Source organism: Natronospira sp., from assembly GCF_007134575.1.
GTDB classification, from domain to species: Bacteria; Pseudomonadota; Gammaproteobacteria; order Natronospirales; family Natronospiraceae; genus Natronospira; species Natronospira elongata.
The window spans coordinates 1-24322 of sequence record NZ_SLKM01000215.1; the positions used below are offsets into that span (position 1 = coordinate 1).

The following is a 24322-nucleotide window of genomic DNA, read 5'->3' on the forward strand; positions in this document are numbered from 1 at the left end:
ATGGGGGTATCGCTGAAAAACAGGCGCCCCCGTTCAATCCCCAGCCGCTGCCGCCAGGCCATGTACTGCCCCTCCTCGACGCTAAGCTCGCCGGTGCCTCGCGTGATGGCGCCCGGCTCGTCCCGCACGGTCACGCTGCCGCTCAGGCGCCCGCTGAGGCCGTAGCCGTCAAACTCCACGTCATCGCCCAGGGTGGTCCGAACCCGAGTGAAAATGCGCCAGCCGTTCGTCTCGTTGTCGTCACGATTCCGCTGACCCAGTTCACCCATGACCACTTCGTCTTCGCTGACCGCCACCGGCATGCGGATGTCACCGGGCGTGATTCGGGCCCAGGGCACATGCAGGGAACCGCCCACATCCACCCTCTGCTGTTCCGACACCTGCAGATCCAGATCCGGGCTGATTCGCAGCCGGGCATCCGGCACGGAGACGGCCAGGAAACGGTCCCCCCTCAGGCTGGCCTCGCCTACCCAGTCGCCATTGGGCCGGCTCAGGTCGGCCCGCAATCGAATCTCGCCGCCACCCGACTCGGCGCGGGCGTCAAGGTTGAGACGGTTCATGTCACCTGTCAAGCCAATCTGTACCGCCTCGGCGGTGATACCCAGGTCCGGCAGGGCCACCGAGGCGTCTTCCACCGCCACCTCACCATTAAGCAGCGGATCCGCCAGCGTCCCGGCAAGGTTGATGCCCAGACGCAGTTGCCCTTCGGCGCGGCCGACTTCCGCAACCAGTACCGGCAACAGGCCCAGTTCCAGGATCCGGGCGTCCAGCCGCCCTTCCAGGGGGCCCTCCAGCCCTTCCGGCAATGCCAGATCGGCGGTGACGAAGCCCTCGTCACTGAGCGACAGTGCCAGTCGAGCACTGGCCGCAGTTGGGGTCCAGTCAAAGTCCGCCGTGCCGCTCTCAATGGCCAGCAGATCCATCGCCTGGCCATCCACCGTCTGACTGATCCTGCCGGGACTGAATTCGAGCCGGCCTTCCGCACGCAGGCCTTCGCCCCGATCTTCCACCGAACTGCGCAGGCCCATCTCGCCGTCTACATCCAGGCCGGTTTCCTGGGGGTCGATGAACATGGCCAGCGGGAAGTCTTCACCGTCCACTTCCGCCCCCCAGTGCCAATTGGCATCGGCCTCGGCCAGTGCACAAATGCGGCCCGATTGTTCCTCCCGACGCAGGCAAAGGCGTTCCAGCCGGCCACCGTCCGGGCCGGCAGAGAGCGCCACCGACTCTCGCAAGCCCCAGTTACCGGTGGCCGGTTGATGGATTCGCAGATCCACCAACTCCCCATCCCATTGCCACTCACGGTCCAGGCCACCGGCAAGGCTAAGCCCAAGCCCGCCGAGCTCATGTTCCAGCTGCAGACTGAGGCGATGATCACTGCGCCGACCATCGGCCTCTACCCGCAGATCGGGAATCAAGTCCTCGTCAACCATCAGATTCTGGACCCGAAGCTCAAGGTCACCGTCGTCTTCCCCGCCGTTGGCGAGCTGCAGTCCCAGATCCAGTTGCTCCAGCTGGTAGTGCTGGTAACTCAGCGCCCGTCCTTGCAGGGTCAGTGCGACGTTCAACTCATCCAGGCGTCCACTCAGTCGCCCATCGGCTTGAAGTTGGCCACTGGCTTCCTGCAGCGGCCAGTCCGCCAATTCATCGACAAACAACGACAGCTCGATATCACTGGCATCCACATCCGGGGTGCGGGCGAGGCTGCCGTGGGCGCGGAGGAAACTGTCTCCGGATTCCATCTCCCAGTTCTCAAGCTGCAGGCGTTCATCGCGGTAATCCAGCACACCACTGGCCCGAAGGGGGCGGTCGGCCAGCTCGCCGCTGAGTTCATCCAGGCTCAGGAACAGGCTTTCCGCCTCAGCCAGCCAGACCACATCGATTTGTCCCCGGCCATCCAGCTGCCCCGGCCAGTCCGGCGACACCAAGGCCGGGTCAAAACGCCGCAGATCAAATTGCCCGCGCAGGAATGGATCGTCCTCGGCCCAACTGACATCGCCGTCAAAATCCAGCGCGCTCCCCTGGTCCAGGCGCAGCGATAGCGCCTGTAGTGACACTGAGCTCAGGTCACCCTCGAATCCCCCAGACAGTTTGCCGCCCAGTGGACCGATGTCGTCCAGTCCGGCCCAGTGAAAGCGGCTGTTCATATGGCCGCGGTAATCGTCAATGCCACCCTGCAAGGCCAGTTCACCTTGAGCGGATTGATAGTCCGGCTCATCGTCCAGCGGCCATTGCAGTTCATACCAGTTCAGTTCCAGGTCGACGCGCCGGGCCTCGGCAAGCGGTTCATCTACCCGGCCTTGCAGACGGAGGCGCAGCGGGTGGCGCTGGTGGTCCAGCTCAAGCCGGTTCAGATCCAGCCAATCGAGATCCAGATTGGAGGCAAGACTCGCCTCAAAACCGACATCACCCCAGTCCGTGTCCACCGCATCCAGACGACCTTCCAGGCGGAGTCGCTCCCGGTGCCCACTCAGTCGGAACTGACCACTGAGCTGGCCGGGTGGCGCCTCGGCGTGGAGCTGATCCGGGATCAGCTCTCGAAACTGGAATGAAAGCTGAACGCCCAGCCTGTCCAGCGGCTCAATTACCTGCCCCTCGAGCGACAGGACAAAGGGACGTTCCAATGATTGCTTGATACTGAGACGGTGGCGATCGCCTTCCAGCACCGTATGTCCCCTGGCTTCGGGTAATTCCGGCCAGCGAAGCTGCCATTTGAGATCCAGGTCCAGTGGCCAGTCTCCAGCGGTTTGCACCGACAGTGCCCCCTCGGCATCCAGCCAGGGGCTGGCAAGCAACAGCTCGGAAAGCTCGAGCTGACTGCCCCCATAACGGCCGGAAACCCTCAATCGATCCAGTTCGAGGGCTTCGTCCCTTCCCGGCAAGCGAAGCCGCCCCCGCTCAAGCTCGAGTTGCCCAAGGCTGAGTCGCAGCGGGAGGGAAATCTCCGGCAATTCAAAGTCATCCGAGGGGGCCGCCTCGGTATCCCGTTCCAGGACAGAGACAGAGAGGCCGTGGATGGAGAGCTCGTCAGCGCGAAGGGTGCGGGCCAGCAATAGGCCAAGCCGCCAGTCAAGCGCCACCCGCTCGGCATGGACCTCAAGGTAGTCATCCCGCCAGGTCAGGTCTTCAACCTTCAAGGGTCCCGCAAGCTGGCCTTCCACCCGCTGATACTGGAGCTCACCGGGCGCGTGGGCACGGACCTGCTCCAGGGTCCAGCGCAGCCCGGGCTCGGTATAAAACAGCCAAAAGACCAGCATCACCAGCAGGGTGAACAGCAGCGATGTGCTGATCACCAGCCAGCCACGAAAGCCAATCTTCTTCTGTCGTATCCTTGTCACAGGTCCGGACCCACGCTCAAATGCAATCGGGGACTGCGATCCGTGTCGCTGATTGACTGGGCCACATCCAGCCGAACCATGCCCACTGGAGAAGCCCAGCGTATACCCATTCCGGCCGAGGTTTCGAGGCGCTCGGAGAAGGACATCATGGCATTACCGTGGTCCACAAAGGCAGCTGCATGCCAGGGCCCGCGGATCCGGCGATCCAGCTCCAGGCTGGCAACCGCCAGGTAGCGGCCACCCAATTTCCGGCCATCCTCGCCTTCCGGGCTCAATTCCTCAAAGCTGTAGCCCCGGATGGTCTGATCGCCGCCGGTGAAAAAGCGCTGCGAGAGCGGTAGTTGGTCGAAGTTTTCGGTGCCGGTGCCACCCAGCTCAAGGCGGGCGAGCAGGCGGTAGTCTTCGCCCAGCGGTTGCACCCGTTTGGCGCGAATGCGGGCCTGAAAGAAATTGAGATCCGACAAGGCCTCTTCGCGGGCGCCACGCACTTCGCCCATCAGATAAAGGCCCCGGCGGGCCAGGGTGGGGTCATCTGCGCGGGTGCGGGTGATGCGAATCCCCGGCACCACGATTTCCGAGCGGGACTCCTCATCGGGGCCAAAGATCGACCGTTCCTGTTCATAACGCAGGAAATGGGTGCGTTGCCAACTGCCCCACTGGGTGGTGCGCCCCACGCCAAGCTCCAGCCGGCGACTTTCCAGGTCGTCGCCCCGGTCTTCGCGGATGGCGTTCGCATCCCAGGTCAGACGTTCCCGGGTGGGCTTGGCGAGCGGCACGACATAGCGAAGCTCGACGGCCCGACGGACCTGGGAAATGTTATAGCCCAGGGCGCCATGATGACCGCGGCGGTTGATCCGCCGGTAATCCCAGCGAACCCCAAAGCGTGGGCCGGTATCGGTGCCGTAACCCAGACTGGCCTGATAGCGATGCTTGGGCCGCTGGGTGGTCTCCACGATAATCGGCACGCGACCCTCTTCATCGATGTTGTCCATGTCGCGCTGGATCTGTACGAAACTGAAATACTCGCTGTCGGACAGGCCGTACTGGAGCTGCACCAGTTTCTGTTCATCGTAGTGGTCACCGGGACTGAAGGGCACATAGCGCTGGACAAAGGCGTCGTCGAGAATATCCTGCTCAATGCGAGTCTCGCCGAAACGAAAACGGGGCCCGGTTTCCATGATCAGACGGACCCTCGCCGTGCCCCCCACCGGATCCACCATCAGGGACCGCTCGAGCCAGCGTGCTTCCAGATAGCCGTGACGGCTGGCGACTTCCAGCAGACGGTTCCGTGCCTGATCATAGTGTTGATGATTGAGGGGCTGACCGGCCCGGATCGGCAAGGTCTCCAGGACGCGTTGGAATGCCCGGTCATCCTCGCCATCGCCTTCCACCCGTGCCTCCACCGATTCCACCTGGACCCGGGGCCCCGGCTCGATGCGATAGACGGCAATCCAGCGGTCATTCTCCTGGCGCAACTCTGATTCCACCTCGGCCTGATAGTGGCCGAAGGGACGAAGGGCGCGCCGAACCTCGCCTGTGGCCCGGCCGTGAAGACGACGCAGACGGGGCTCGCCCATGGCGTCGTCCCGGTAACGCTGCAGGGAGAGGTTGGCAAGTACGTTCTCCCGGAGTTCTGGCTGGCCCTCCAGGCCTTCGATTTCAATGCGCACGGACTGGGCCTGGGCTGGTGCCGCGGCAAGCGCTAGCAGCAGCGTCAGCAGCAGGCACAGGGAGGCACTCCTGGCGAGCTGGCCACTCACAGGCCTTCAATCCTCAGTTCGGGGGGTGGGTCTGCAATGGCAATGCCAAGAACCCGCCCATAGAAGTGGAGCTCCATGGCCAGGGCGGCTTCCACGTTCTCGGCCTGTCGAAAACCGTGTCCTTCCCCGGCAAACAGTACATGAGCCACCGGGATGCCTTTGTCCCGCAGGGCATCCGCCATTGCCTGCGCCTGATCCGGGGGAACCACCTTATCCTGGTCGCCCTGAAAGAAAATGACCGGGGCCCGCAATTGTTCCACATGGCGAATGGGTGAGCGCGCATCCCAGAGGTCGCGGCGCTGGGGCAGTGGCCCCACCAGTTGCTGGGTGTAGCGGGCTTCGAATTTATGGGTCGTGGCATCCAGTGCGAACAGATCGCCGATGCCGTAATGGCTGGCACCGGCGGCAAAATGATCTGTGAATGTCAGCGCCGCCAGTACCGTGTAGCCCCCGGCACTGCTGCCCGAAATCAGACAGCGCGCCGGATCCACCTGCCCCCGGTCGGCCAGATAATCCACCGCGGCCACACAATCGGCCACATCCAGTTCCCCCCAGCCCCCGTAAAGGCGGCGACGGAAGGCGCGGCCATAGCCGGTGCTGCCACGGTAGTTGACGTCCACCACGGCAAAGCCGCGACTGGTCCAGAACTGAATCTTGGGGTCGAGCGCCGATTCGGTGGCCCCGGTGGGCCCGCCATGGCATTTCACCAGCAGCGGTGGACGCTCATCCGCCGGCCCCTGGTGGCCATTCCCCACCGGCGGATAGTAGAGGGCGTGGGCCAGCTCCTCGTCGCCGGTGGGAAAGCTGATCGACTCGGGCCTGCTGACCGGCAGCGAAGGGCCCGGTGGGGCTGCCGCGCTGGCCAATACCTCCACCGGGCCTCGCTCGGGGTCAATCCGCACCACCGCCAGGGGATGGTCGGGCCGGCCGGCCAGCATCACCGCCAGATCACCCTCGGCGTGGACATGACGGATGGTGCTCCACTCCCGATCGAGTTCGGTCATGCCCTCATCACCGATGCCGACCAGGGACCAGAGACCGTCCGCCGTGCGCGCAGCAAGAATGTTTCGGTCTCGGGAGAAGCTCCAGCTTCGCATGTTGAACTGCCACCAGGGCATGCCGAACTCGGCCATGTCGTCGGTGACCGCCTCAATACCCCCGCCATCCCAGCGATAGAGGTTCCACCAGCCGCTCTCGCGGTCACTGACGAAATAGAGGCCATTGTCAGGCCCCCATTCCGGTTGAAAGATCGCTTCCGCCTGTTCTCCGGCGATGGTTACGACCGCTTCCGGCAGGCCCGGGGAATCCAGGCGGGCCACTCGCAGCCGGGTCCGGTCCCAGGGCATGTGGGGATGGTCCCATTCCACCCAGGCCAGTTGATCGCCGGCCCGCGACAGCCGCGGCCCGGCATGAAAATCAGCGCCCCCCAGCAGGGTCTGCAGCCGGCCCGTTTCTGCATCCACTGCCACCAGGCTGCTGGAAGGCTCGGTGCCGGGTTCCCGATGGTCCTCGCAGACCGCAATCAGGCGGGATCGGACCGGATCCCATTGCAGATCGGCAAGGCGCAGGCCATCGATCCCTGTCACCAGGCGGACCCGGCCATCGCGGCAATGATAGAGACCCTGATCACTGTCGTTGATGAAGAAATGACCGTCATGGTGGTCCGGGCACCAGGCTCCGCCACCATACTCCCGTGCCCGGGAGCGGATACTGTAGCCATCGGCGGTCAGGCAGGATTTGTTGCCATCGTGCCAGCATTGGAGCACCGTGCGCCCGCCTTGGTCCGGCAGACTCTCCAGCCAGTAGATCCGGCCCTGATGGCATTGGGGCTGGGCCAGCTTGGCACCACCCCGGGCGATGGCCTCCGCCGTCCAGGGGGAGATCCAGCTTCCATAGGGTGCGACGGCTGATTCATTCCTTGCCATGTCTTTCCGAAACCCTTTCTATGGTGAAATCAAAGCCCGACTCACCCTCTGTTTGTCCCTTGGGGTTGAATCGCCGTTCCCTGACATGACCTCGATTCGACTCCATCCAGCAGAGAGTGGCACAGCGGGTGCCGTACTGCTCGCCGAGAACAAAGGGGGCAGAGAGCTGGCGCTCCAGGGCGGGACTGAGCCCGGTCCTGGGCAGCTCTTCGTCTGGTGCGGGTTCACGATCATTGAGAATCGAGAACAGGGAGGCGCGATCCAATCGATCAGCGGACAGGCAGCGCTGGAAACCATCCTTGAGCCGCTTCAGTTTCGGCCAGGGGGTATCCAGCAGGTGGTTGCTGACCGCATGCACACCGGGTGGCAGCAGACGGATGCCGCCGGGATCCCGGTTGCTGAAATAGCCCAGCTGTTCACCGTCGGCCACCAGCAGATTGAAGCCGGCATAGCGTTCCGCCCGGGAAGCGACCCCTTCCAGGTATTCCTCCACGGGCTGATGGCCGGCCAGAAAGTCTGCGGTCAGGTCACCGCGGGAAGCCTGGCCCGGTTCGGCGCCGGGTTCCCGCACATTGGTTATGGCGGCGAAACGTCCCCCTCGGCTGACACCCATCCAGGTACCGCCGGCGGTCAGATCCCGGCCCGCGAGCACTTCCGGCCGGTCGGGCCAGAACGCGGCAGGCAGAGTGGGTCGTTGATGGAACTCGTCTCGATTGCCGGCAGCCAGGAGCTGGATACGGGGATGGCGACGCCAGGCGACAACAAGCAGGCACATATTCGATAGGCTTCCTCAGAAATCAAAGCGCAGAGTCAGGCCGCCGCTTCTGGCGTCCAAACGACCAATCCGCTGGGCACTGATGTCCAGGCGGGTGTTGCCGCCAAGTTCGAAACCCACCGCCAGGCGCAGTATGGGAGCGGTATCCTGGGTATCGCTGTGCTGGCCATCCGGGATGTCCAGGCGCCAGCGGGCCACGCCCAGACCCACGCTGGGATGGAGGAATCCAAATAATTCGTAGTTCAGTTCCGCATGGGCCGTCCAGGCGGTGGCCGAGGTTGTTCGAAAGCCTCCCACTACGCGGCGGGTGTCGCCGTCCTCGTCCACTTCATCCTCGAACAGCACGGTATCGAAGCGCCCCATGTCCAGATAACCGGCAACCAGATCCACATTGCTGGTGACTGACCAACCGGCGCGGACCCCGAATGAGGTGTCGCTCTGATAGATGCGAAAGTCCTCTTCGCTGACATCCAGTTGGGTGCTGCCGACCTCGACTCCAAGATGCCATTCCGGCTGCGGTGGCCAGACCTGGGCCTGCAGGGGGTGGGCCAGCAGCACCAGTGTCGGTATCGTCAGCCAGGCCGATTGCTTGGATGCATTTTTCATGGAACTGCCCTCGCCGTATCAGGTGGCTTGCGTGTTGGATAAAATCGCCGTCTCAGTCTCCTCCAGCAGATGACGGATGGCGTTTGCATAATAGCGCAATACCGGGGCTTCTCCCTCACGGATTCTATAGCCGTCATCTTCGCTCGCCAGCAGTCGGCGGATGGTAAGCATCCGCAGACCCAGATCCACCGCATAGTCGGCATCCCGGCGGACTACCCAGGTATTGCCATGACGGCTTGCGATTCTGTCGAGCAGTTGGCGATACCCCTCCACCAGGCGTTGCCGTGTCCAGGCACTGCTTGAATCGCTGAGCAATAGCCAGGCCAGGGCGGAGACCGGCGTGACCGGCATGACGTCGGCGATGGCGGACATCAGATGGTCGGCGAATTCACGGGTGATATCGATCCTTTTCCGGCGTGGCAGATCACGGAAATTCACACCCCGTGTCCTCGCCCATTGGCGGGCGGAGATGGGCTCGCCAAAGTTGGCGGCTGCATAGCCCAGGCGATACCACTGTCCCCGGCTTCGCCGACGCAGGCTCCGGGCCAGGAACTTCAGGCTTCCCCAGACCGCCGAGACGGCGGATTTCCGTTCCGCCCGCTTGCCGGCCTCATCCAGCAGTGTCCGGTCTTCAATGACCCGGTCATAGTTGATGCAGACCGGAATGAAGACGATGTCGCGGGCCGCGTCAAGGTCATGTTCACGCAGCATGTAATCGAGCAGGCCGATACGCGGTTCGCGAAAATCGCCGTCACGGCTCAGGCCGCCCTCCGGGAACACCGCCTGGACCACGCCACCCTCCACGGCCATCTGCACATAGCGTTCCAGTACCCGTCGGTAGAGGGCGCTGTTGGAGCCACGGCGAACAAAATAGGCGCCCGTGGCCTTGACCATCTGTTGCAGGGGCCAGACCCGGGCCCATTCCCCCACCGCATAGGACAGCGCGGCCTGCTTCTGTGCCAGATAGGCGAGCAGGACGTAATCCATATTGGAGCGGTGGTTGATCACGAAGACGATGCTGGCCTCACCTTCGATTCCTTCCACCACGCTAGTGCCTCTTGGGGATAGCCTCACCTTGTAGAGCCTTTGCACCAGCCAGCGTGCAAAGCGGCGGCCCAGGCTGAAATAGAAGTAGGCATTGAAGGCCGGCACGATCTCCCGGGCATAGCGTTCCACGCGTTCCAGGGTCGCGTCCCAGGGCGCACCGGTGCTTTCGCAATGGGCCCGGATCTCCTCCAGCACGCGGGGATCGTAGACCAGGCGGTCCACCAGTACCCGGCGCTTGGTCAGCGAAAAGGTGGGTAGGCGCAATTTGAGCTTGCGGTTGAGCTGATCGATGAGGAGATTGACCCGGCGCCGGAAGAACCAGCGCACGCTGGGAAGCAGCAGGCGCTCCAACAGCACCCACAGGGCCAGCAGCCCAATTGCGGCCAGCAGCCAGAATGGTACTTCGACAGTCTCGGTCATTGATGCATGATAGCCGGGTGGTGGCGCCAGTGTCAGGCCAGAACGGCGGTCAAGGGGATTTGCGCGCCTCCATAACGCGTTGCTTTCGCCGCCACAGCCACAGGCCACGGAGGCTGAGGATGGCCAGGGCGGTGAGGATCAGGGCCATGCCGGTGGCTTCCAGCGTGGTGGGGCGTTCGCCCAGTTGCAGCCAGGCGGCGCTCATGCCCACCACCGGGATGGCCAGGGCATTGAGGCCGGTGACGCCGGCCGGCAGGCGGCTGACCAGGTAGAGCCAGAACAGCCAGGCCAGGGCATTGGCCGGCAGGATGTTGAACAGTAAGGCGCCGATGAAGACCGGATCCCAGTCGATGGGTGGGCGCTCCACCAGCGGCAGCAACAGCAGCAGGGGAATGACGCCGAGCAGCATCTGCCAGGCGGTGATCGGAATCAGCTCCCAGCGGTCGCGCATGGGAATGCGCTTGGCCACCACCACGCTGGCCCCCCAGCAGGCCCCGGCGGCGATGGCCAGCAGACTGCCGGCACCGCGCAGGGCCGGGTCCCAGGGCCCCACCAACAGGATCAGTCCGCCCAGGGCAAAGGCGACCGCCAGCCACTGCCAGTCCCGGACCTTTTCGCCCAGGACCAGGGCGGCGAAGATCAGTACCCAGAAGGGCATGGTGAAGGCCAGAATGGCGGTCTTGCCGGCGTCTTCCATGGACAGGCCCAGGGTCACCAGGCCGGTGAATCCGGTGGTCTGCACCAGGCCCAGCAGCAGCACATGCCAGGGGGCGGTGAGGCGGAAGCCCTGCCCGGCCACGAAGGCGATCAGAAACAGGCAGAGCATGCCGCCCAGGCTGCGCAGGATGGCAAAGTCCAGGGCGTGACTGTAATCCAGGGCGATCTTCATCACCACCCAGTTGTAACCCCAGGTCAGCACCAGCAGGGCGAAGCCCGCCAGCGCCAGGGTCTGTCGGGGGACTTTCATTGTCGGGTGATGAGCTGCCGGAGGCGGAAGCCCAGGGAGGCGCCAATCAGCGCCAGCGCCAGTCCACCGAGCACCAGGCCGGTGATCAGGCCGGCGCCAATTTCCTCGGTACCCAGCCAGCCGGGGATGAACATCAGAAGATAAACAAGCGCAAAGCCCAGGCCCAGCAGCAGAGCGCTGCGGTAACGCTGCCAGCGCAGTACCCCGGCGGTGATCAGACCGCCGACGAAAAAGGGCAGCAGGAAGCTGATGGCCGAGGCGCGGACGTCATTGGTCGGCTGGATGACTTCCGCCTGCAGCCAGAAAGCCGCAGCCAGACAGAGCATGGCAGCCACCATGCCCGAGCAGATGGCAATCAGGGCACGGATGATGATGAGCAGGATTTCCAGATTTCTTTCATTCATGAAGCGGACTCCGCTTGTTTGCTCAAAGCCTCTCTTTCGGCATCGGCGGCTTCGGGCATGAGCCAGGCGCTGCCGGCACCGGCCAGGCAGAGGCCTATGATGCAGAGCATCATGACGTTGAGGCCGAAGACATGGGCCACCAGGCCGAGCCCCGCGGCTGCCAGGGTGAGCATGCCGATGGCGGTATTGGAGAAGGCGACCCAGGTGGGCCGGTCAGCGGCGGGAGCGGCATCCACCAGCCAGGTCTTTCGGCCCAGGCGGACGCCAGCCTCGGCCAGGCCGATCAGGACGAAAACCAGGGCATAGACCGGGGCGGTGCGCAGGCTCTCGGGCAGCACCGCCACCAGCAGGGCGAGGACACCGGCCGCTGCGGCCAGCAGGGCGCTCCAGAACAATACCTTGCGCGAGGAGGCGTCGGAGAACTTGCCCCAGAAGGGGCTGCCGATCACCTGTGCCACGCCCACCGCAATCACGAAGGTGCCCAGGCCCACCGCACCGGCTTCCAGGATGCCCTGGCCGAAGAGCACAAACAGCGGCGTTGCCACTTCCACGGTGAGCAACAGGGTGCGGGCGATGAGATAGCGCCGGTAGCCGCTCAGCTCCCGCAGCAGGCGCAGGCCCTGAGACGCCTCATCAATGGCATTGCGACCGCCGGCGGTGGCCCCCGGTTCTTCCCGGATCAGTCCGAACAGGCCGGCGGCCAGGAACCAGAGGATCGCGCCCAGAAAGATCAGGCCAAGGTAGACCACCATGTCCTCGCCGCGGCCGATATATTGATTGATGAGCAGGCCGGCGGCGATGGTCAGGGCGCCGCCAATGGCTGCCCGGTTGGCCAGCAGCCGCCCCCGGCGTCCCTTGGGAATGGTCTTGCCGACCACGTCCTGAAAGGCCACCGAGGCGGTACCGCTGGCGATGGCGTAGATGGCAAGCAGGATCACGATGGCCCAGCCCGCCTCGTGGGCAGGGAGAAAGACCGCGGCCGGGACCATCAGCAGCAGGCAGGCGGCCTGAGTGAGGCCGGAAAAAATCCAGAAGAACTTGCGCCGGGCCACCGAGCGGATCAGTCCGGCAATGGCCAATTGGGGCAGCAGGGAGCCGGCCTGCTTGATGGGCATGAGCAGGCCGATCAGAAAGGCCGGCGCACCCAGGGCGGCCAACAGCCAGGGCAGCACCACATTGGGTCCCGCCACCTGCTCGGCCAGCTTGCTGCTGGCGCCATTGCTCACATTGAGCAGATAGTTGCGGGGCAGATTGGTGCAGGCGGACTCGGGAATGGCCTGGCAGAGGCGATCGGTCTGATCATCCCCGCTCAGCACCGCATAGGCACGATTGCTCAGTTGTTCCGGGTCGCGCACCTTGACCTCGACAGATTCGCTCACGGCGGTCTCCGCTGGATCGAAAGACGACAGAGTTTAACAGAGGCCCTGACGCCTCCGGATCAGAGTGTGCGTGCCGGATCGCCGTTGACATCCACTGCCTGTTCCGGTGCCGGCAGGCGGGTGAGGGCGATCAGGGCGAGCAGGATCAGGGCCATCAGGGTCATGACCATGGCGTTGAGCCCGACTAAGTCGCCGATCAGGCCAAGGGAGCCGGCGGCCAGGGCCACCCCCGCCGATGGCGGTGTTGGAGAAGGCCACCCAGGTGGGCCGGTCGGCCGGCGGGGCGGCGTCCACCAGCCAGGTCTTGCGACCAATGTTGGCGGCCGACTCACCCAGTCCAAGCAGGGCGAAGATGGCCATGTACCAGACCACGTTGAGCCAGTCGGAGGGCAGCACGGCGGTGGCCAGGGTCATGCCGCCGGCGGCCAGTCCGAGCAGGGCCGCGGACAACAGCACGGCCCTTGAGGAGCGATCGGCGATCACGCCCCAGAACAGACTGCCGACAATATGGGCCACGCCGACCGCCAGGATGAAAAGACCCAGATTGGCCGGATCCTTGTTGAGCACTTCCTGGGAGTGAAGGATGTAGAAGGGGGTGGCTATCTCCACCCCCAGCAGGCCGGCCCTGAGCAGGATGAACCAGCGAAAGCCGGGGATGCGGCGAAACCAGCTCAGCCCGGCTTTCACTTCCTGGGTGAAACGCCGGGCATGGGGTTCGGCATCGCCCGGCATCTCGTGAATGCGGGCTACGGCCAGTGAAGAGAGCACCCAGAGGGCGGCGCCAAAGGCAATCAGGCCGAGATAAACGTATTCCGCCTGATCCTCACCGATGTAACGGGTCAGGAGCAGCCCGGCCACCACCGTGAGCATGCCCCCCAGCGCGAAACGGTTGGCAATCAGGTGACCGCGCCGTCCCTTGGGAATGGTCTTGCCGGTGACATCCTGGAAGGCCACGCTGCCCATGCCACCGGCCAGGCTGAACAGGCCCAGCAGAGCCACCACCGCCAGGGCGGCGCCGGTTGGGGGCAGCAGGGCGGCGGCCGGAATCATGCCCAGCAGACACAGGGCCTGAATCACCCCGGACCAGAACCAGAACCCCTTGCGCAGGCGAAAACGCCGCATCCAGCCGGACACCACCAGCTGGGGAATCAGCTTGCCGGTCTGCTTCACCGGCATGAGCAGCCCCACCAGGGCGGCCGGTGCGCCCATGGCGCCCAGCAGCCAGGGCAGGACCACGGCGGGGCCGGCGACCTGATCGGCGAGACGGGTGGCGGCGCCATTGCCCAGGTTCATGAAGTAATTGCCCGGCAGATGGGGATCGCGCTGATCGGGAGTGAGATCCAGTCGCTTGCGGTCGCCACTGAGGGCGACATAGGTCCTTTCGGCGAGGGCCTGTCGACGCCGGCGCCCCTGGGAGTCGGCCATGGTATCTACTGTCCTTTCTGCAGCCAGTCCTCGATCAGGCGACGGGCCACGGAGTGGTGGGTGGGCAACTGCAGGCCTTGCTCGGCGACGGCGGTGCGCAGGTCCTCGCGGCGCCACCATTCGGCATCGCGCAGTTCGCCATCCAGGCAGCGGATGGTCGCATCCCGGCTTTCGGCTGTATAGGCCAGCATCAGGGAGCCGGGAAAGGGCCAGGGCTGTGAGTCGAAGTAGCGCAGGCTGGCCGGGGCGATCCGCAGGCCGGCCTCCTCATGGATCTCGCGGATGGCAGCGGCCTCCGCCGTCTCGCCGGGCGAGACGAAACCCGCCAGCACCGAGCGACGAGAGGCGGGCCAGCTTGGTTGGCGGGCCAGCAGCAGTCGGTCCTGGTGACATACGGCAACGATGACCGCCGGGTCGGTGCGGGGGAAATGCCGTCGACCGCAGTCCGGGTTGCTGCATTGGCGGGACAGGCCGGCCGGCCCGCGCTCGGTGGGATGGCCGCAGCGGCCGCAGAAACCGTGGGTATCGTGCCAGTGGATCAGGGATTTTGCCCGCGCCAGCCACTGCCAGTCCTGCCGGCTGAGATCGGCAGCCATGGCGCGCAGTTCGGCAAAGTCACCCCCAGGGATCCGCTGCCGTGGTGTGAATCGGCGCAGGCGCACGGCGAAGCAGGGCGCGCCATCCCATTCCCCCAGCCAAACCGGGGTGTCGGCATGATCCAGCAGTTCAGATGCCTCGGCCCGGCGGGGTGCCAGCAGGCGGATGGGCCCGGCCGCCGTTTCCCGACAGTCGAGGAAGACCCGCTCCTCGCAGATCGGCAGAATCCGGCTGTCGGCATCCTGCCAGCGACGCTCAAGGGCTTTCGGATCGAGAAAGTCGTGTTCCTGTGTGGCGCTGCTCACCATTCCACATCGCGTCCCGCCCGGCGCCATTCGGCCCGGATCACTCGCCATTCCCCGTCTTCTTCCAGATCCAGGGTCAGGGTGATATCGAAGGCATCGGCCTGCAGTCGGCCCCCGCCGGTATCGGCCATGCCGGCCAGCAGACGGACGTCGGCACGCACGCTGGTGACCAGATCAATGTCACGAATGCGGCTCAGGATGCGCGGATTCTGATGGCGCATGAAATAGACCCGAACCAGATCGCGCAGGCCGTCCTTGTCATGGCCGGACTCATCCTGGTAGCGCTCGGATATATGGCGCATCAGCCGTCGCGTGGAGCGATCCTCGGCCGCCTCTTCGGCCGCTGCGATCACCGCCCGCACTTGCGTTTCCGGATCATCCGGCTCTCCCCCGCAGGCCGAGACCAGCGCGGCGAAGGCCAGCAGCAGTATGGCGCCCGTTAAAGCCCGAGTGTGATGAAGCGTTTTCATAGTGATCAGTCTACAGCCTGTTCGAGTATTGCAATGCATTAGTGTCTTGTCAGCCTGCGGGAGGCTCATTACAATGGGATATAAGGCCCAGGGTTTACGGGCTTTTGGTATAAGGGTGGTAACCTCAGAAGTACAGAAGAATGGAGGGGGAGATGAAAGACGGGTTCAATCCTGCCATCCAAGTGATTGCTGTTTTCACCATCCTGATTGGCCTTTTCTGTATTGCGCAAGCCTCTGCCGCCTCGGTCGAGCGGGTTCATGTCTGCAGCCAGTGTGTTGACGGTGATGCCGCTTTTGAGGAGGCCAAGGCTATCGCTGAAGTTAAGTGCGAAGCGGCGAGTGGTGGGGCTTCCAGCTATGAAGACGGATATGGCGAACCTGGTCTCGCGCCAGCCTGCAGTATTCCAGATGAAACCCTGTTCCTGTTTGAGCCCGACCAGCAGGAGGTGTACGCGTTTGACGTCCACTATTCCCTTCCCGGTGTTGGTCAAGCGGAGTTCTTGGTCGTTTCTGCAGACATCAGTCTTGCGACCGCTGAGGAAATCCGCACGGGCTGGGGCCTGTATCTGGAATATCTGGCTATGATCGAAGACGTTGAAATGCGGATGGCCGAGTTTTTGCAGCCGAACGGCAACACGCCTTCTTACGGGCCATTAAGTATCGGGGTGAGTGATTCCGATGAAATCGCATGCCCTAGTGGGACCGCATTAGAAGCCTTGGGCGATCACGCAAAGCTGACTCAATTGAAAGAGCAGGCAGTTTCGGAGTTCCAATCAGCTTACGAGGACCGCTTATCAGGATATGGCGTCACACTAGCAATTAGTGGGGGTTGGCTGTCGATAGATGCAGGGCCTTTGGGCGCAGGGTTGAATTTTGACCTTGAGAGAGAAGAAAGCATTGAGCTGGAAGAGCATTGGAGAGCTTATTTCGACTTCATGGAAGATGGCAGTAATGGCTGGGCCAGCATTTCGGATGATCCCGACTTTCTTGCTTTTAGGTTTGTCTTGGAGCCCTCAACTGATGGAGAGTTGAGCGTAACAATGGAGTTGGATCCAAGTCTCAGCCGTGTACATGGCGAGGAGGGGTGGTTGACCGAGCCACATGATCGCAGTGAGTTAGATGACTGTAGTCGTCAGCGCCTAGAGCAGGCCGTGGCTGATGGGCAGATCATTGATCCAAACTCGAATTTCAATTTCGGTGGAATAAGCGGAGTTGATGTGACTGAAACAGGTCCACATGTAAATCCTGGTGGGCGCTATATCACTGTGTGTTACCAGTTTACTGCCAGCGTGGAAAGTACGGGTGAGATCCTGGCGCAATGGGTCGAATGCGCCACACACGAGCCATAGGACTAACAGCGAAGTGACCAGATGATGGGCCCACCAACTGCTGGGCCCATCATTAGCCCACATGTCACGCTAGGCCTAAGGAAGGGAGCGAAAGTATCCAGTTTTTGATGGTATGAGGGCCTATGTGCATAGGCTGCCTTTAAGATCTGGGAGAGTGTTTTCGATTCAGCCCGGTCAATCGCGGATAGATCCGCTCCCACGGCGGCTTCAGCCTGCGCCACAGGCACCGTGGGAGCGAATTCATTCGCGATGTGGAGCTTACCGCCCCGCAGCCGGAACGCGCCCCCGTCACCCTCGTCAAAGGGCAATCGCCAGCCGAAAGCCAACACACACTGCTTACAATCATTCCCTCGCCCTGCCCCTCAAGCCAGCCGCCGACCGATCCATACATCACCCCGGCGGTAGACACGGGAATAGCCGACGTGCTGTTCCAGCCAGGCGAAGGTCTCGTCGCGGTAGAAGCAGACGTGGGTGGGGTCGTGACGGTAGCGCCAGCGGGCGAAGCGGGCGTCTTCGGTCAGTCGGCCGGTCATCACCGCGAGCACGCCGCCCGGTCGCAGCAGCTCGGTCAGTCGGCGAAATTCCCGGCCCGGGTGGAAGAAGTGCTCCGCCGTTTCGGTGCAGCTGATGAAATCATAGCGTCCCGACAGTGCCGCCGGTTCTGCCCGGAAGCAGGGGTCATAGGCCGTGGTGGGCAGGCCGGCGGCGGTGAGCATGTCCGCGAGGACCGCTGCCGGGCCGCAGCCGTAGTCCAGGCCCTGTGAACCCGGTTGCAGCTGTTGTTGCAGCGGGTCGGCCACCCTGGAGAGAAACTGCCGATAGCCGGGATCGGCCGGATCGTTCTGGTGCAGGGCGTATTCCGCCCTTTCCCTGGCCGGGTTGGGGCGTTGCTCGGGGTCAAGCCAGGTTAGGCGGCAATCCGGGCAGCGCCGGTAGCGGCGGCCCCGGCGGGCGTCGATGCAGAACAGACGGCCCTGGCGGGTGTCGCAGAGGGGGCAGGAGGGAGCGGCTTGCCTGGACATAAGGGGCGTTTTTCGGTATTCTACAAGGTCTTCGGCGCCATGCCGAACAGCGAGGATTGTACACGAACCGGGCGGATTCCGGGCGCGGGGCCAGCAGGCCCCAGTCGTTCGAGCATTCCGTCCGGTATTTGTTTTTGGGGCCACCGAACCCGGAGTCTGTTTGCTTCAGGGTTCCCAACAGAAGAGAGGCCGGAGCCATGTCGGTACTCGACAAACTCAGGGAAATTCGCGCCGTGGGCGGCGCTACACTCACCAGTGGGCTGTCCGACGATGTGATCAGTCGTTTTGCCGAGCAGGATCCACTGCTGGTCCAGGCCGTGGACGAGGCGCTGGCGGTGTTCGCCGAGCTCAAGGGTGACTACGGTGACATGCTGAACCTGGATGAAGAGCAGCAGATCCAGGAAATTCAGGGGCGCTTCGTCAATTTCTACCCCGATGATGCCGTCAATCCCTATGTGACCCTGGCGGCCCGTGGGCCCTGGATCGTGACCGCCAAGGGTGCGGTGCTGCATGACAACGGCGGCTACGGCATGCTCGGCATGGGCCATGCCCCCGAGCGGGTGCTTGAGGCCATGAACCGGCCGCACGTCATGGCCAACATCATGACCGCCAATTTCAGTCAGCGCCGCCTGGTGGACGCCCTGGAACGCGAGATTGGTCATGCCCGCGGCGGCGACTGCCCCTTCGATCGCTTCCTGTGCATGAACTCCGGTTCCGAGGCCGTGACCGTGGCGGCCCGTATCGCTGACGTCAATGCCAAGATCGCCACCGATGAGGGTGGCCCCCATGCCGGGAAGGCGATTCGTCGCATGGCCCTGGTGGGCGGTTTCCATGGCCGTACCGATCGGCCGGCCCAGTTCTCCGACTCCAGTCGCGGCACCTATCAGAAGCATCTGGCCAGCTTCCGCGACCGCGATGAGGATCTGGTGACCGTGGAAGTGAACAATGTCGAGGACCTCAAGGCGAGGTTCGCCCAGGCCGAGGCGGATGGCGTATTCATCGAGGGACTGTTCATCGAACCGGTGATGGGTGAGGGCAATCCCGGCATGGCCATTACCCCCGAGTTCTACCAGGCCGCTCGAGAGCTGACCCGTGAGCATGGCACCCTGCTGCTGGTGGACAGCATTCAGGCCGGCCTGCGTGCCACCGGCTGTCTGTCCATTGTCGATTACCCCGGCTTCGAGAAGCTGGACGGTCCGGACATGGAGAGCTATTCCAAGGCCCTGAACGCCGGTCAGTATCCCCTGTCCGTCTTGGCCATGAACGAGCGTGCCGCGAGCCTCTATCGTAAGGGCATCTACGGCAACACCATGACCGCCAATCCGCGCGCCATGGACGTGGGCGTGGCGGTGCTGGAATCCATCAGTGACGAGTTGCGCGCCAACATCCGCGATCGCGGTCAGGAATGCGTGGACAAGCTGGAAGCGCTGAAGACCGAGCTGGCGGGCAAGATCACCAAGGTCCAGGGCACCGGTCTGCTCTTCTCCTGCGAACTGGATAGCGGCGAGTACAAGTGCTACGGCGCCGGCTCCACCGAGGAGTACATGCGTACCCGCGGCCTGGGCGTGATCCACGGCGGCGAGAACTCCCTGCGCTTCACGCCCCATTTTGACATCACCTCCGAAGAGGTCGATCTGATGATCGAGGCCGTGCGTGACGCCCTGGAACATGGGCCTCGCAAGGAAATGCGCGAGACCGGCTGAGTTTCTGCCCTCTGCCAGGCACCGCTTTCGCTGGCCAGTACAGGGAAAGCGTCCCGGGAAAGCCCCGTTCAATGATTGAACGGGGCTTTCTTTTATAACCTTCAAGTGCCTCCGAAGTTGCTGATGTATCCGGGAAAGCGAAATAAGCACGGTTGTCTGAACCCTATCTGACCGTTACAGTTCCCGACGAACGGCCGTCTCCCGTCATGGCCCTGTCATAAAACTGAAAGGCCCCTCTGGCATCCTCGACCGTCGGTTTTTGCCCGAATCTTCCCCGGTTCGGCACGGCAGGTATTTCCGGAGGTCATGATGTCCGTCTTCCTCGAATGTCATCAGCTTCACAAGCAGTTCGATGGCAACCCGGTGCTGGATGGCATCGATTTCTCTCTCGACCGCGGTGAGTGCCTGGTCCTGCTGGGGCCGTCGGGCTGTGGCAAGAGCACCCTGCTGAACATCATTGCCGGGCTGCTGGCGGCGGACCAGGGTGAGCTTCGCTGCGATGGTGAGGTTCTGGATGCACCGGCCCAGGGCTTTCACCGGCCCATGCGGGATCGTCGTTTCTCCATGGTCTTCCAGGATTTCAGTCTGTGGCCGCACATGACCGTGGCGGAGAATGTTGCCTTTGGCTTGCGTGTTCGCGGCGCTCATCGCTCACGCATTCGTGAGCAGGTGGAGCAGGCACTGGCGCGGGTGCGCATGAGTGATTTTCTTGACCGCAAACCGGAACAGCTGTCCGGGGGGCAGCAGCAGCGGGTGGCCATTGCCAGGGCCCTGGCGGTGCAGCCGCGACTGCTCTTGCTCGATGAGCCTCTCTCCGCCCTGGACGCCCGCCTGCGCGAGGACCTGAAAACGGAACTCGGGGCGCTGCTGCAAGACAGCGGAGTGACATCGGTGTATGTCACCCACGATCAGTCCGAGGCCATGACCCTGGGTGATCGAATCGCCTTGATGAAAGGTGGGCGCATCGAACAGATTGGTCCGCCCGAACAGGTGTATCGCGAACCGTCCAGTTGTTTCGTGGCGGAGTTTCTGGGGAGCTCCAACCTCCTGCCCTATCAGCGCCAGGCCAACGAGGTCGCCGTCCAGGGTGGCCTGCGCCTGTCCCTCAACGGTCAGGCCGAGCGTCTCCCGGCACAAGGCAATTGCATGTTGCGCCGGGAAGCCGTCTGCATCAGTCAGAGTGCCTGCTGCCCCGGGGATGATGTGATCGAACTCTCGGCCATCTGTCGGCAGATGCATTTTCTTGGTGATCGTCATGAGGCCTTCGCCGAACTGGAGAACGGCCATACCCTGCGTGGCATCGCGGACGGGCCGGTGCGCGAAGGCGCCACTGTGCGGGTGCGCTTTCCCCGCAACGCCCTTCGTTTCCTGCCTGACTGACATCAACCATGTCCCTTCCGCGTCATCCCCTGACGGCTACCTCCTTGCTGTTGCTTCTCCTGTTGGTCATTGCCTGCAGCCAGCAGGATCAAGACGAGACCCTGGTGGTCTATTCCGCCGGGCCACGCGTGCTGGCCGAACAGGTGGCAGAGGCCTTCGAGTCGGAGAAAGGCGTACGTGTCGAGTTGTTTGCCGCCACCACCGGACAGGTGATGGCCCGTCTCGAAGCGGAGCGTTATCGGCCACGGGCGGATGTGGTCGTTTTCGCCAGTCGCTCGGCCGCCGAGGCCCTGAAACAGGACGGCCGCCTGCTGGCCTACCCCAATCCCGACTGGTGGGAAGACAGTCGTGAGGAGTGGCACGACCCGGATCAGTACTACTTTGCCACCTCGGCGGCACTGGTCGGCATGGCCCTGCGAGCGGACAAGGACGAAAACCTCGACTGGGCGACCGTGTTCGCCGGCGAGGGGCCGGGCAGGGTGACCATGCCTTCGCCTTCCCGCTCCGGTTCGGCCGGTGACTTTCTCGTCGCCTACAGTCTGCAACGGGGCGAGGCGGCCGCGCGGGACGATTTCCGTGCCGCCCGCCAGCATGGCCTGATTTTTTCGGCTGCCAACAGTCAGGCCATCAGCGGCCTGGTAGTCGGAACCTATGACGTGATACTCGCGGCCGCCGATTACCTGATCTATCGCCAGATCGACGCCGGTGCGGATATTCGCATGCATTACCCACCGTCTGGCTCGGCCCTGGTGGAACGGCCCGTCGCCGTCCTGGCGGATACGCCGGTGCCCCAGCTGGCTCGACATTTTGTCGACTTCTATCTCAGTGAAGCCATGCAGGAAGCGGTTGCGGCGCAACATCTTCTGCCGGCGAGAACAGGCGTCGAGCCAAGCGCACTGCGCCGACACGCCGAGGCACCCGCCACCTTTGATGTGGATCCGGTCGCGGCATGGGAGCAACAGGCGACCATCCTGCGTCGCTTCCAGATCCGTGTGGAAAGAGCCGAAGTGCTTCCGGCGGAGTCGACGCCGTGATGGTCAGGCAAGCGTTCCTTCTGCAGCGTCTGCCCCTGCTCCTTTGCCTGGGTCTGTTGCTGCTGTTGACCGGCTATCCTTTGCTCATTCTCTTTCTGCAAAGCGTCTTCCCGCAGATTCTCGGCGGCTCCCTGAGCGGCTTCCTCGAGCCCTATCAACGCATCGCCGAAACCACGGATCTGGGCGCCATGATCGGCACCAGCCTGCTGTGGGCCGGCAGCGTGACCCTGATCAGCTGGGTGATTGGCATTCCCTGCGGTTTCCTGCTGGCCCGTACTGACATCCCCGGAAAGCTCTGGCTGCGGCTCAGCCTCCTCTTTCCCATCATGACACCGCCCTACATCGCCGCGCTGTCCTACATTCTCGTCATGCAGGAGGGGGGCTTTGCAGACGCTTTCCTCGGGGGACTGCCGGCCGGCCTGCGTGCCTGGTTCTTTTCATTCTGGGGGGTCAGTACCGTCATGGCCCTGGCCTCTTTTGGCTATGTGGCGCTGGCGGTGGAAGCGGCTCTGGAACGGCTCCCGCAACGTTTTGATGATGCGGCCGCCCAGCTCGGTGCCGGCCTGTCGCAGCGTCTGCGTTTGATTCTGCTGCCGCTCTTGCTGCCAGCCATTCTCAATGCCGGTCTGCTGGTCTTCCTGGAGGCCATCTCCAACTTCGGGGTTCCGGCCGTGCTGGGGACACGTTCAAATCTGCCGCTGCTGCCCGCTGAGATTTTCTATCTGGTGACCAGCTGGCCGGTCGATCTTGGTTTGGCCACTTCCTTATCCAGTCTGCTGTGCCTGATGGCGCTGGCTGGCCTCTATGGCAGTCGCTGGCTTGGTCAATGGATCGGTGGGGGGCGCTACCGCCCGGGCCCGGCAAGACAACTCCCCATTGGGCGTAAGGGTCACTGGCTTGGCTGGGCCTTCGTCGCCCTGCTGTTCCTGCTTAGCACGATAGTCCCCTACCTGGCCATGATGCTCAGCAGCCTCGCCGAGGGCTGGCAGGGTGGTCGCCCCGCCCTGACTCTGGCTCACTATCGCGAGCTCCTCAGTCCGGGATCCCGGGGTGCCTCGGCGCTGCTGACGAGCCTTGGCCTGTCCCTGTCCGCCGCCACCGTCTGTATTCTGATTGGCGGATACATCGCCTATGTGGGCAGTCGCAACCGTGGTCTCCTGCAACAGTTGCTGGATGGCATTGCCACCTTGCCCCGGGTGATTCCAAAGATCGTCATGGCCGTGGCCCTGATTCTGGCCTGGAACGCGCCCTGGATACCGTTCGATCTCTACAATACGGTGTGGATGCTGCTGCTGGCCTACGTGATCATCTACATCACCGACGCCCTCAACTACGCCAATGCCAGCCTGCAAAGCATGAGCGTGAATCTGGAGAATGCCGCCGCCGTTCTGGGCGCCAACCGTTTCACAGTGTTTACCCGCATCGTACTGCCTCAACTGGGTCCGGCGCTGAGTGCCGCCTGGCTGGTCACCTTCATTGTTTGCATGCGGGAACTGGTGGCTTCCATCCTCTTGCTGCCGCCCGGCACCGACACCACCGCCACCTTCATCTTCAGCCAATTCGAACAGGGGGATATCTCCCTGGCTATGGCGATGGCCAGCCTGACCATTCTGCTCAGCACCATCGTGCTCGTGGCCTTCCAGCTGAGACGCCGTTCATCCCACTGAAAAATCGCTGAAACATTCTCGTTAAATCCCTGCAATCTCTACCGCCTAACATGGCTTGCCCACCAGCGGCGTTTCCTTGTTCCCCGGGAAGGACTTGCCTCGCGCCCCACGCACCCACGGACGGCGGTGCCGCTGTCGTGTCAACCCGGGCGCTTCCATGCACGTGAAGGAGAAATCATGAATAAGCATGCCAGTTCCCTGATTGGCATTGGCCTGGCTGCATTGATGAGTGCACCCGCGGCCAATGCAAGCAGTGCTGAATCCCGTCTCATCGAAGCCCTGGTCGAGGAGGGTACGCTGAGCCGTGAGCGGGCGGATGCCCTGTTGGCCGAAGACGCGCCGGTAAAACGGTTCGAGTCCTTTGATTATGAACCGACCATGCCCGTCGTCGGCGATGACATTCGCGCTCGAGTGAACAAGTTCGCCATTGAAACGGCCGATGGAAAACACCGTTTCGGCTTCCGTGGCCGTTTAATGGCCGACGCCGCCTGGCTTGAGAATCCATTCAAGACCACCGACGACGAGCGAGCCGATCGGGGCGACATTGCTCGCTACGGCACCATCTTGCGGCGTGCCCGCCTCGGGGCCCTGGGTGTGATGTACGACAACTGGGAGTGGCAGCTGGAGGTGGATTTCCGGGATGACGAAGTTCGCTTCGCCAACGCCTATATCGCCTATCTGTTTCCTCAGGGTCGTCTCGCGGTTGGACACTTCAAGGAACCGTTCAGCATGGAGAGCAGCACCAGTTC

At 63.3% G+C, this 24322-nt stretch carries 19 protein-coding genes; 6 read left to right on the top strand and 13 right to left on the bottom strand.

Translation table 11 applies throughout. The features are described 5' to 3' along the window. The 12 genes from ACJWXQ_RS08545 to ACJWXQ_RS08600 form a co-directional block, all read right to left on the bottom strand. A partial coding sequence (locus ACJWXQ_RS08545; RefSeq protein ID WP_406672590.1) for a translocation/assembly module TamB domain-containing protein occupies nucleotides 1–3338 on the bottom strand: 3338 nt, incomplete at its 3' end. Further along, the gene (locus tag ACJWXQ_RS08550; RefSeq protein ID WP_406672591.1) at nucleotides 3335–5098 is read right to left on the bottom strand and encodes an autotransporter assembly complex protein TamA; all 1764 of its coding nucleotides are present in this window, start codon (nucleotides 5096–5098) and stop codon (nucleotides 3335–3337) included. The genes ACJWXQ_RS08550 and ACJWXQ_RS08545, both read right to left, overlap by 4 nt. Then, nucleotides 5095–7023 (bottom strand): prolyl oligopeptidase family serine peptidase, encoded by a 1929-nt coding sequence (locus ACJWXQ_RS08555; protein ID WP_346050685.1) that lies wholly within the window; start codon nucleotides 7021–7023, stop codon nucleotides 5095–5097. The genes ACJWXQ_RS08550 and ACJWXQ_RS08555 overlap by 4 nt, the downstream gene beginning before the upstream one ends. Beyond that, nucleotides 7010–7798 (bottom strand): NRDE family protein, encoded by a 789-nt coding sequence (locus tag ACJWXQ_RS08560; protein ID WP_346050686.1) that lies wholly within the window; start codon nucleotides 7796–7798, stop codon nucleotides 7010–7012. The genes ACJWXQ_RS08555 and ACJWXQ_RS08560 overlap by 14 nt, the downstream gene beginning before the upstream one ends. Before the next feature lie 15 nt (nucleotides 7799–7813). After that, nucleotides 7814–8404 carry a hypothetical protein gene (locus ACJWXQ_RS08565; protein ID WP_406672592.1) on the bottom strand — a complete coding sequence of 197 codons (591 nt, stop codon included), beginning with the start codon at nucleotides 8402–8404 and terminating at the stop codon, nucleotides 7814–7816. An 18-nt stretch (nucleotides 8405–8422) separates the two neighbouring features. Then, nucleotides 8423–9871 carry a 1-acyl-sn-glycerol-3-phosphate acyltransferase gene (locus ACJWXQ_RS08570; protein WP_406672593.1) on the bottom strand — a complete coding sequence of 483 codons (1449 nt, stop codon included), beginning with the start codon at nucleotides 9869–9871 and terminating at the stop codon, nucleotides 8423–8425. 49 nt (nucleotides 9872–9920) lie between these two features. Beyond that, complete coding sequence (locus tag ACJWXQ_RS08575) at nucleotides 9921–10838, bottom strand: EamA family transporter (protein WP_346050689.1); 918 nt, start codon at nucleotides 10836–10838, stop codon at nucleotides 9921–9923. Further along, nucleotides 10835–11242 carry a hypothetical protein gene (locus ACJWXQ_RS08580; protein ID WP_346050690.1) on the bottom strand — a complete coding sequence of 136 codons (408 nt, stop codon included), beginning with the start codon at nucleotides 11240–11242 and terminating at the stop codon, nucleotides 10835–10837. Before ACJWXQ_RS08580 ends, ACJWXQ_RS08575 begins: the two co-directional genes overlap by 4 nt. After that, the gene (locus ACJWXQ_RS08585) at nucleotides 11239–12621 is read right to left on the bottom strand and encodes an MFS transporter (RefSeq protein WP_346050691.1); all 1383 of its coding nucleotides are present in this window, start codon (nucleotides 12619–12621) and stop codon (nucleotides 11239–11241) included. Before ACJWXQ_RS08585 ends, ACJWXQ_RS08580 begins: the two co-directional genes overlap by 4 nt. A gap of 33 nt (nucleotides 12622–12654) precedes the next feature. Beyond that, on the bottom strand, nucleotides 12655–14046 hold the full coding sequence (locus ACJWXQ_RS08590) for an MFS transporter (RefSeq protein ID WP_406672594.1): 1392 nt from the start codon (nucleotides 14044–14046) through the stop codon (nucleotides 12655–12657). A gap of 5 nt (nucleotides 14047–14051) precedes the next feature. Then, nucleotides 14052–14951, bottom strand: coding sequence for an NAD(+) diphosphatase (gene nudC / locus ACJWXQ_RS08595; RefSeq protein WP_346050693.1), 900 nt, complete (start codon nucleotides 14949–14951; stop codon nucleotides 14052–14054). Beyond that, nucleotides 14945–15418 (bottom strand): hypothetical protein, encoded by a 474-nt coding sequence (locus tag ACJWXQ_RS08600; protein ID WP_406672595.1) that lies wholly within the window; start codon nucleotides 15416–15418, stop codon nucleotides 14945–14947. The genes nudC and ACJWXQ_RS08600 overlap by 7 nt, the downstream gene beginning before the upstream one ends. A 152-nt stretch (nucleotides 15419–15570) precedes the next feature. Here ACJWXQ_RS08600 and ACJWXQ_RS08605 point away from each other — a divergent pair, with 152 nt between their 5' ends. Next, nucleotides 15571–16767, top strand: coding sequence for a hypothetical protein (locus tag ACJWXQ_RS08605; RefSeq protein WP_406672596.1), 1197 nt, complete (start codon nucleotides 15571–15573; stop codon nucleotides 16765–16767). A 362-nt stretch (nucleotides 16768–17129) separates the two neighbouring features. Here ACJWXQ_RS08605 and ACJWXQ_RS08610 read toward each other — a convergent pair whose 3' ends face one another. After that, entirely contained in the window at nucleotides 17130–17789 is a 660-nt protein-coding gene (locus ACJWXQ_RS08610) for a class I SAM-dependent methyltransferase (protein ID WP_346050696.1), read from the bottom strand. A 197-nt stretch (nucleotides 17790–17986) separates the two neighbouring features. Between ACJWXQ_RS08610 and ACJWXQ_RS08615 the strand changes: the two genes are divergently transcribed. From ACJWXQ_RS08615 to ACJWXQ_RS08635, 5 genes are all read left to right on the top strand, one after another. Beyond that, a complete protein-coding gene (locus ACJWXQ_RS08615; protein WP_346050697.1) occupies nucleotides 17987–19492 on the top strand; it encodes an aminotransferase class III-fold pyridoxal phosphate-dependent enzyme in 1506 nt (501 codons plus the stop codon). A gap of 309 nt (nucleotides 19493–19801) precedes the next feature. Further along, complete coding sequence (locus ACJWXQ_RS08620; protein ID WP_346050698.1) at nucleotides 19802–20872, top strand: ABC transporter ATP-binding protein; 1071 nt, start codon at nucleotides 19802–19804, stop codon at nucleotides 20870–20872. A gap of 8 nt (nucleotides 20873–20880) precedes the next feature. Continuing rightward, a complete protein-coding gene (locus tag ACJWXQ_RS08625; RefSeq protein WP_406672597.1) occupies nucleotides 20881–21906 on the top strand; it encodes an extracellular solute-binding protein in 1026 nt (341 codons plus the stop codon). Further along, entirely contained in the window at nucleotides 21906–23573 is a 1668-nt protein-coding gene (locus tag ACJWXQ_RS08630; RefSeq protein ID WP_346050700.1) for an iron ABC transporter permease, read from the top strand. The genes ACJWXQ_RS08625 and ACJWXQ_RS08630 overlap by 1 nt, the downstream gene beginning before the upstream one ends. 177 nt (nucleotides 23574–23750) lie before the next feature. Further along, a partial coding sequence (locus ACJWXQ_RS08635) for a porin (protein ID WP_406672598.1) occupies nucleotides 23751–24322 on the top strand: 572 nt, incomplete at its 3' end.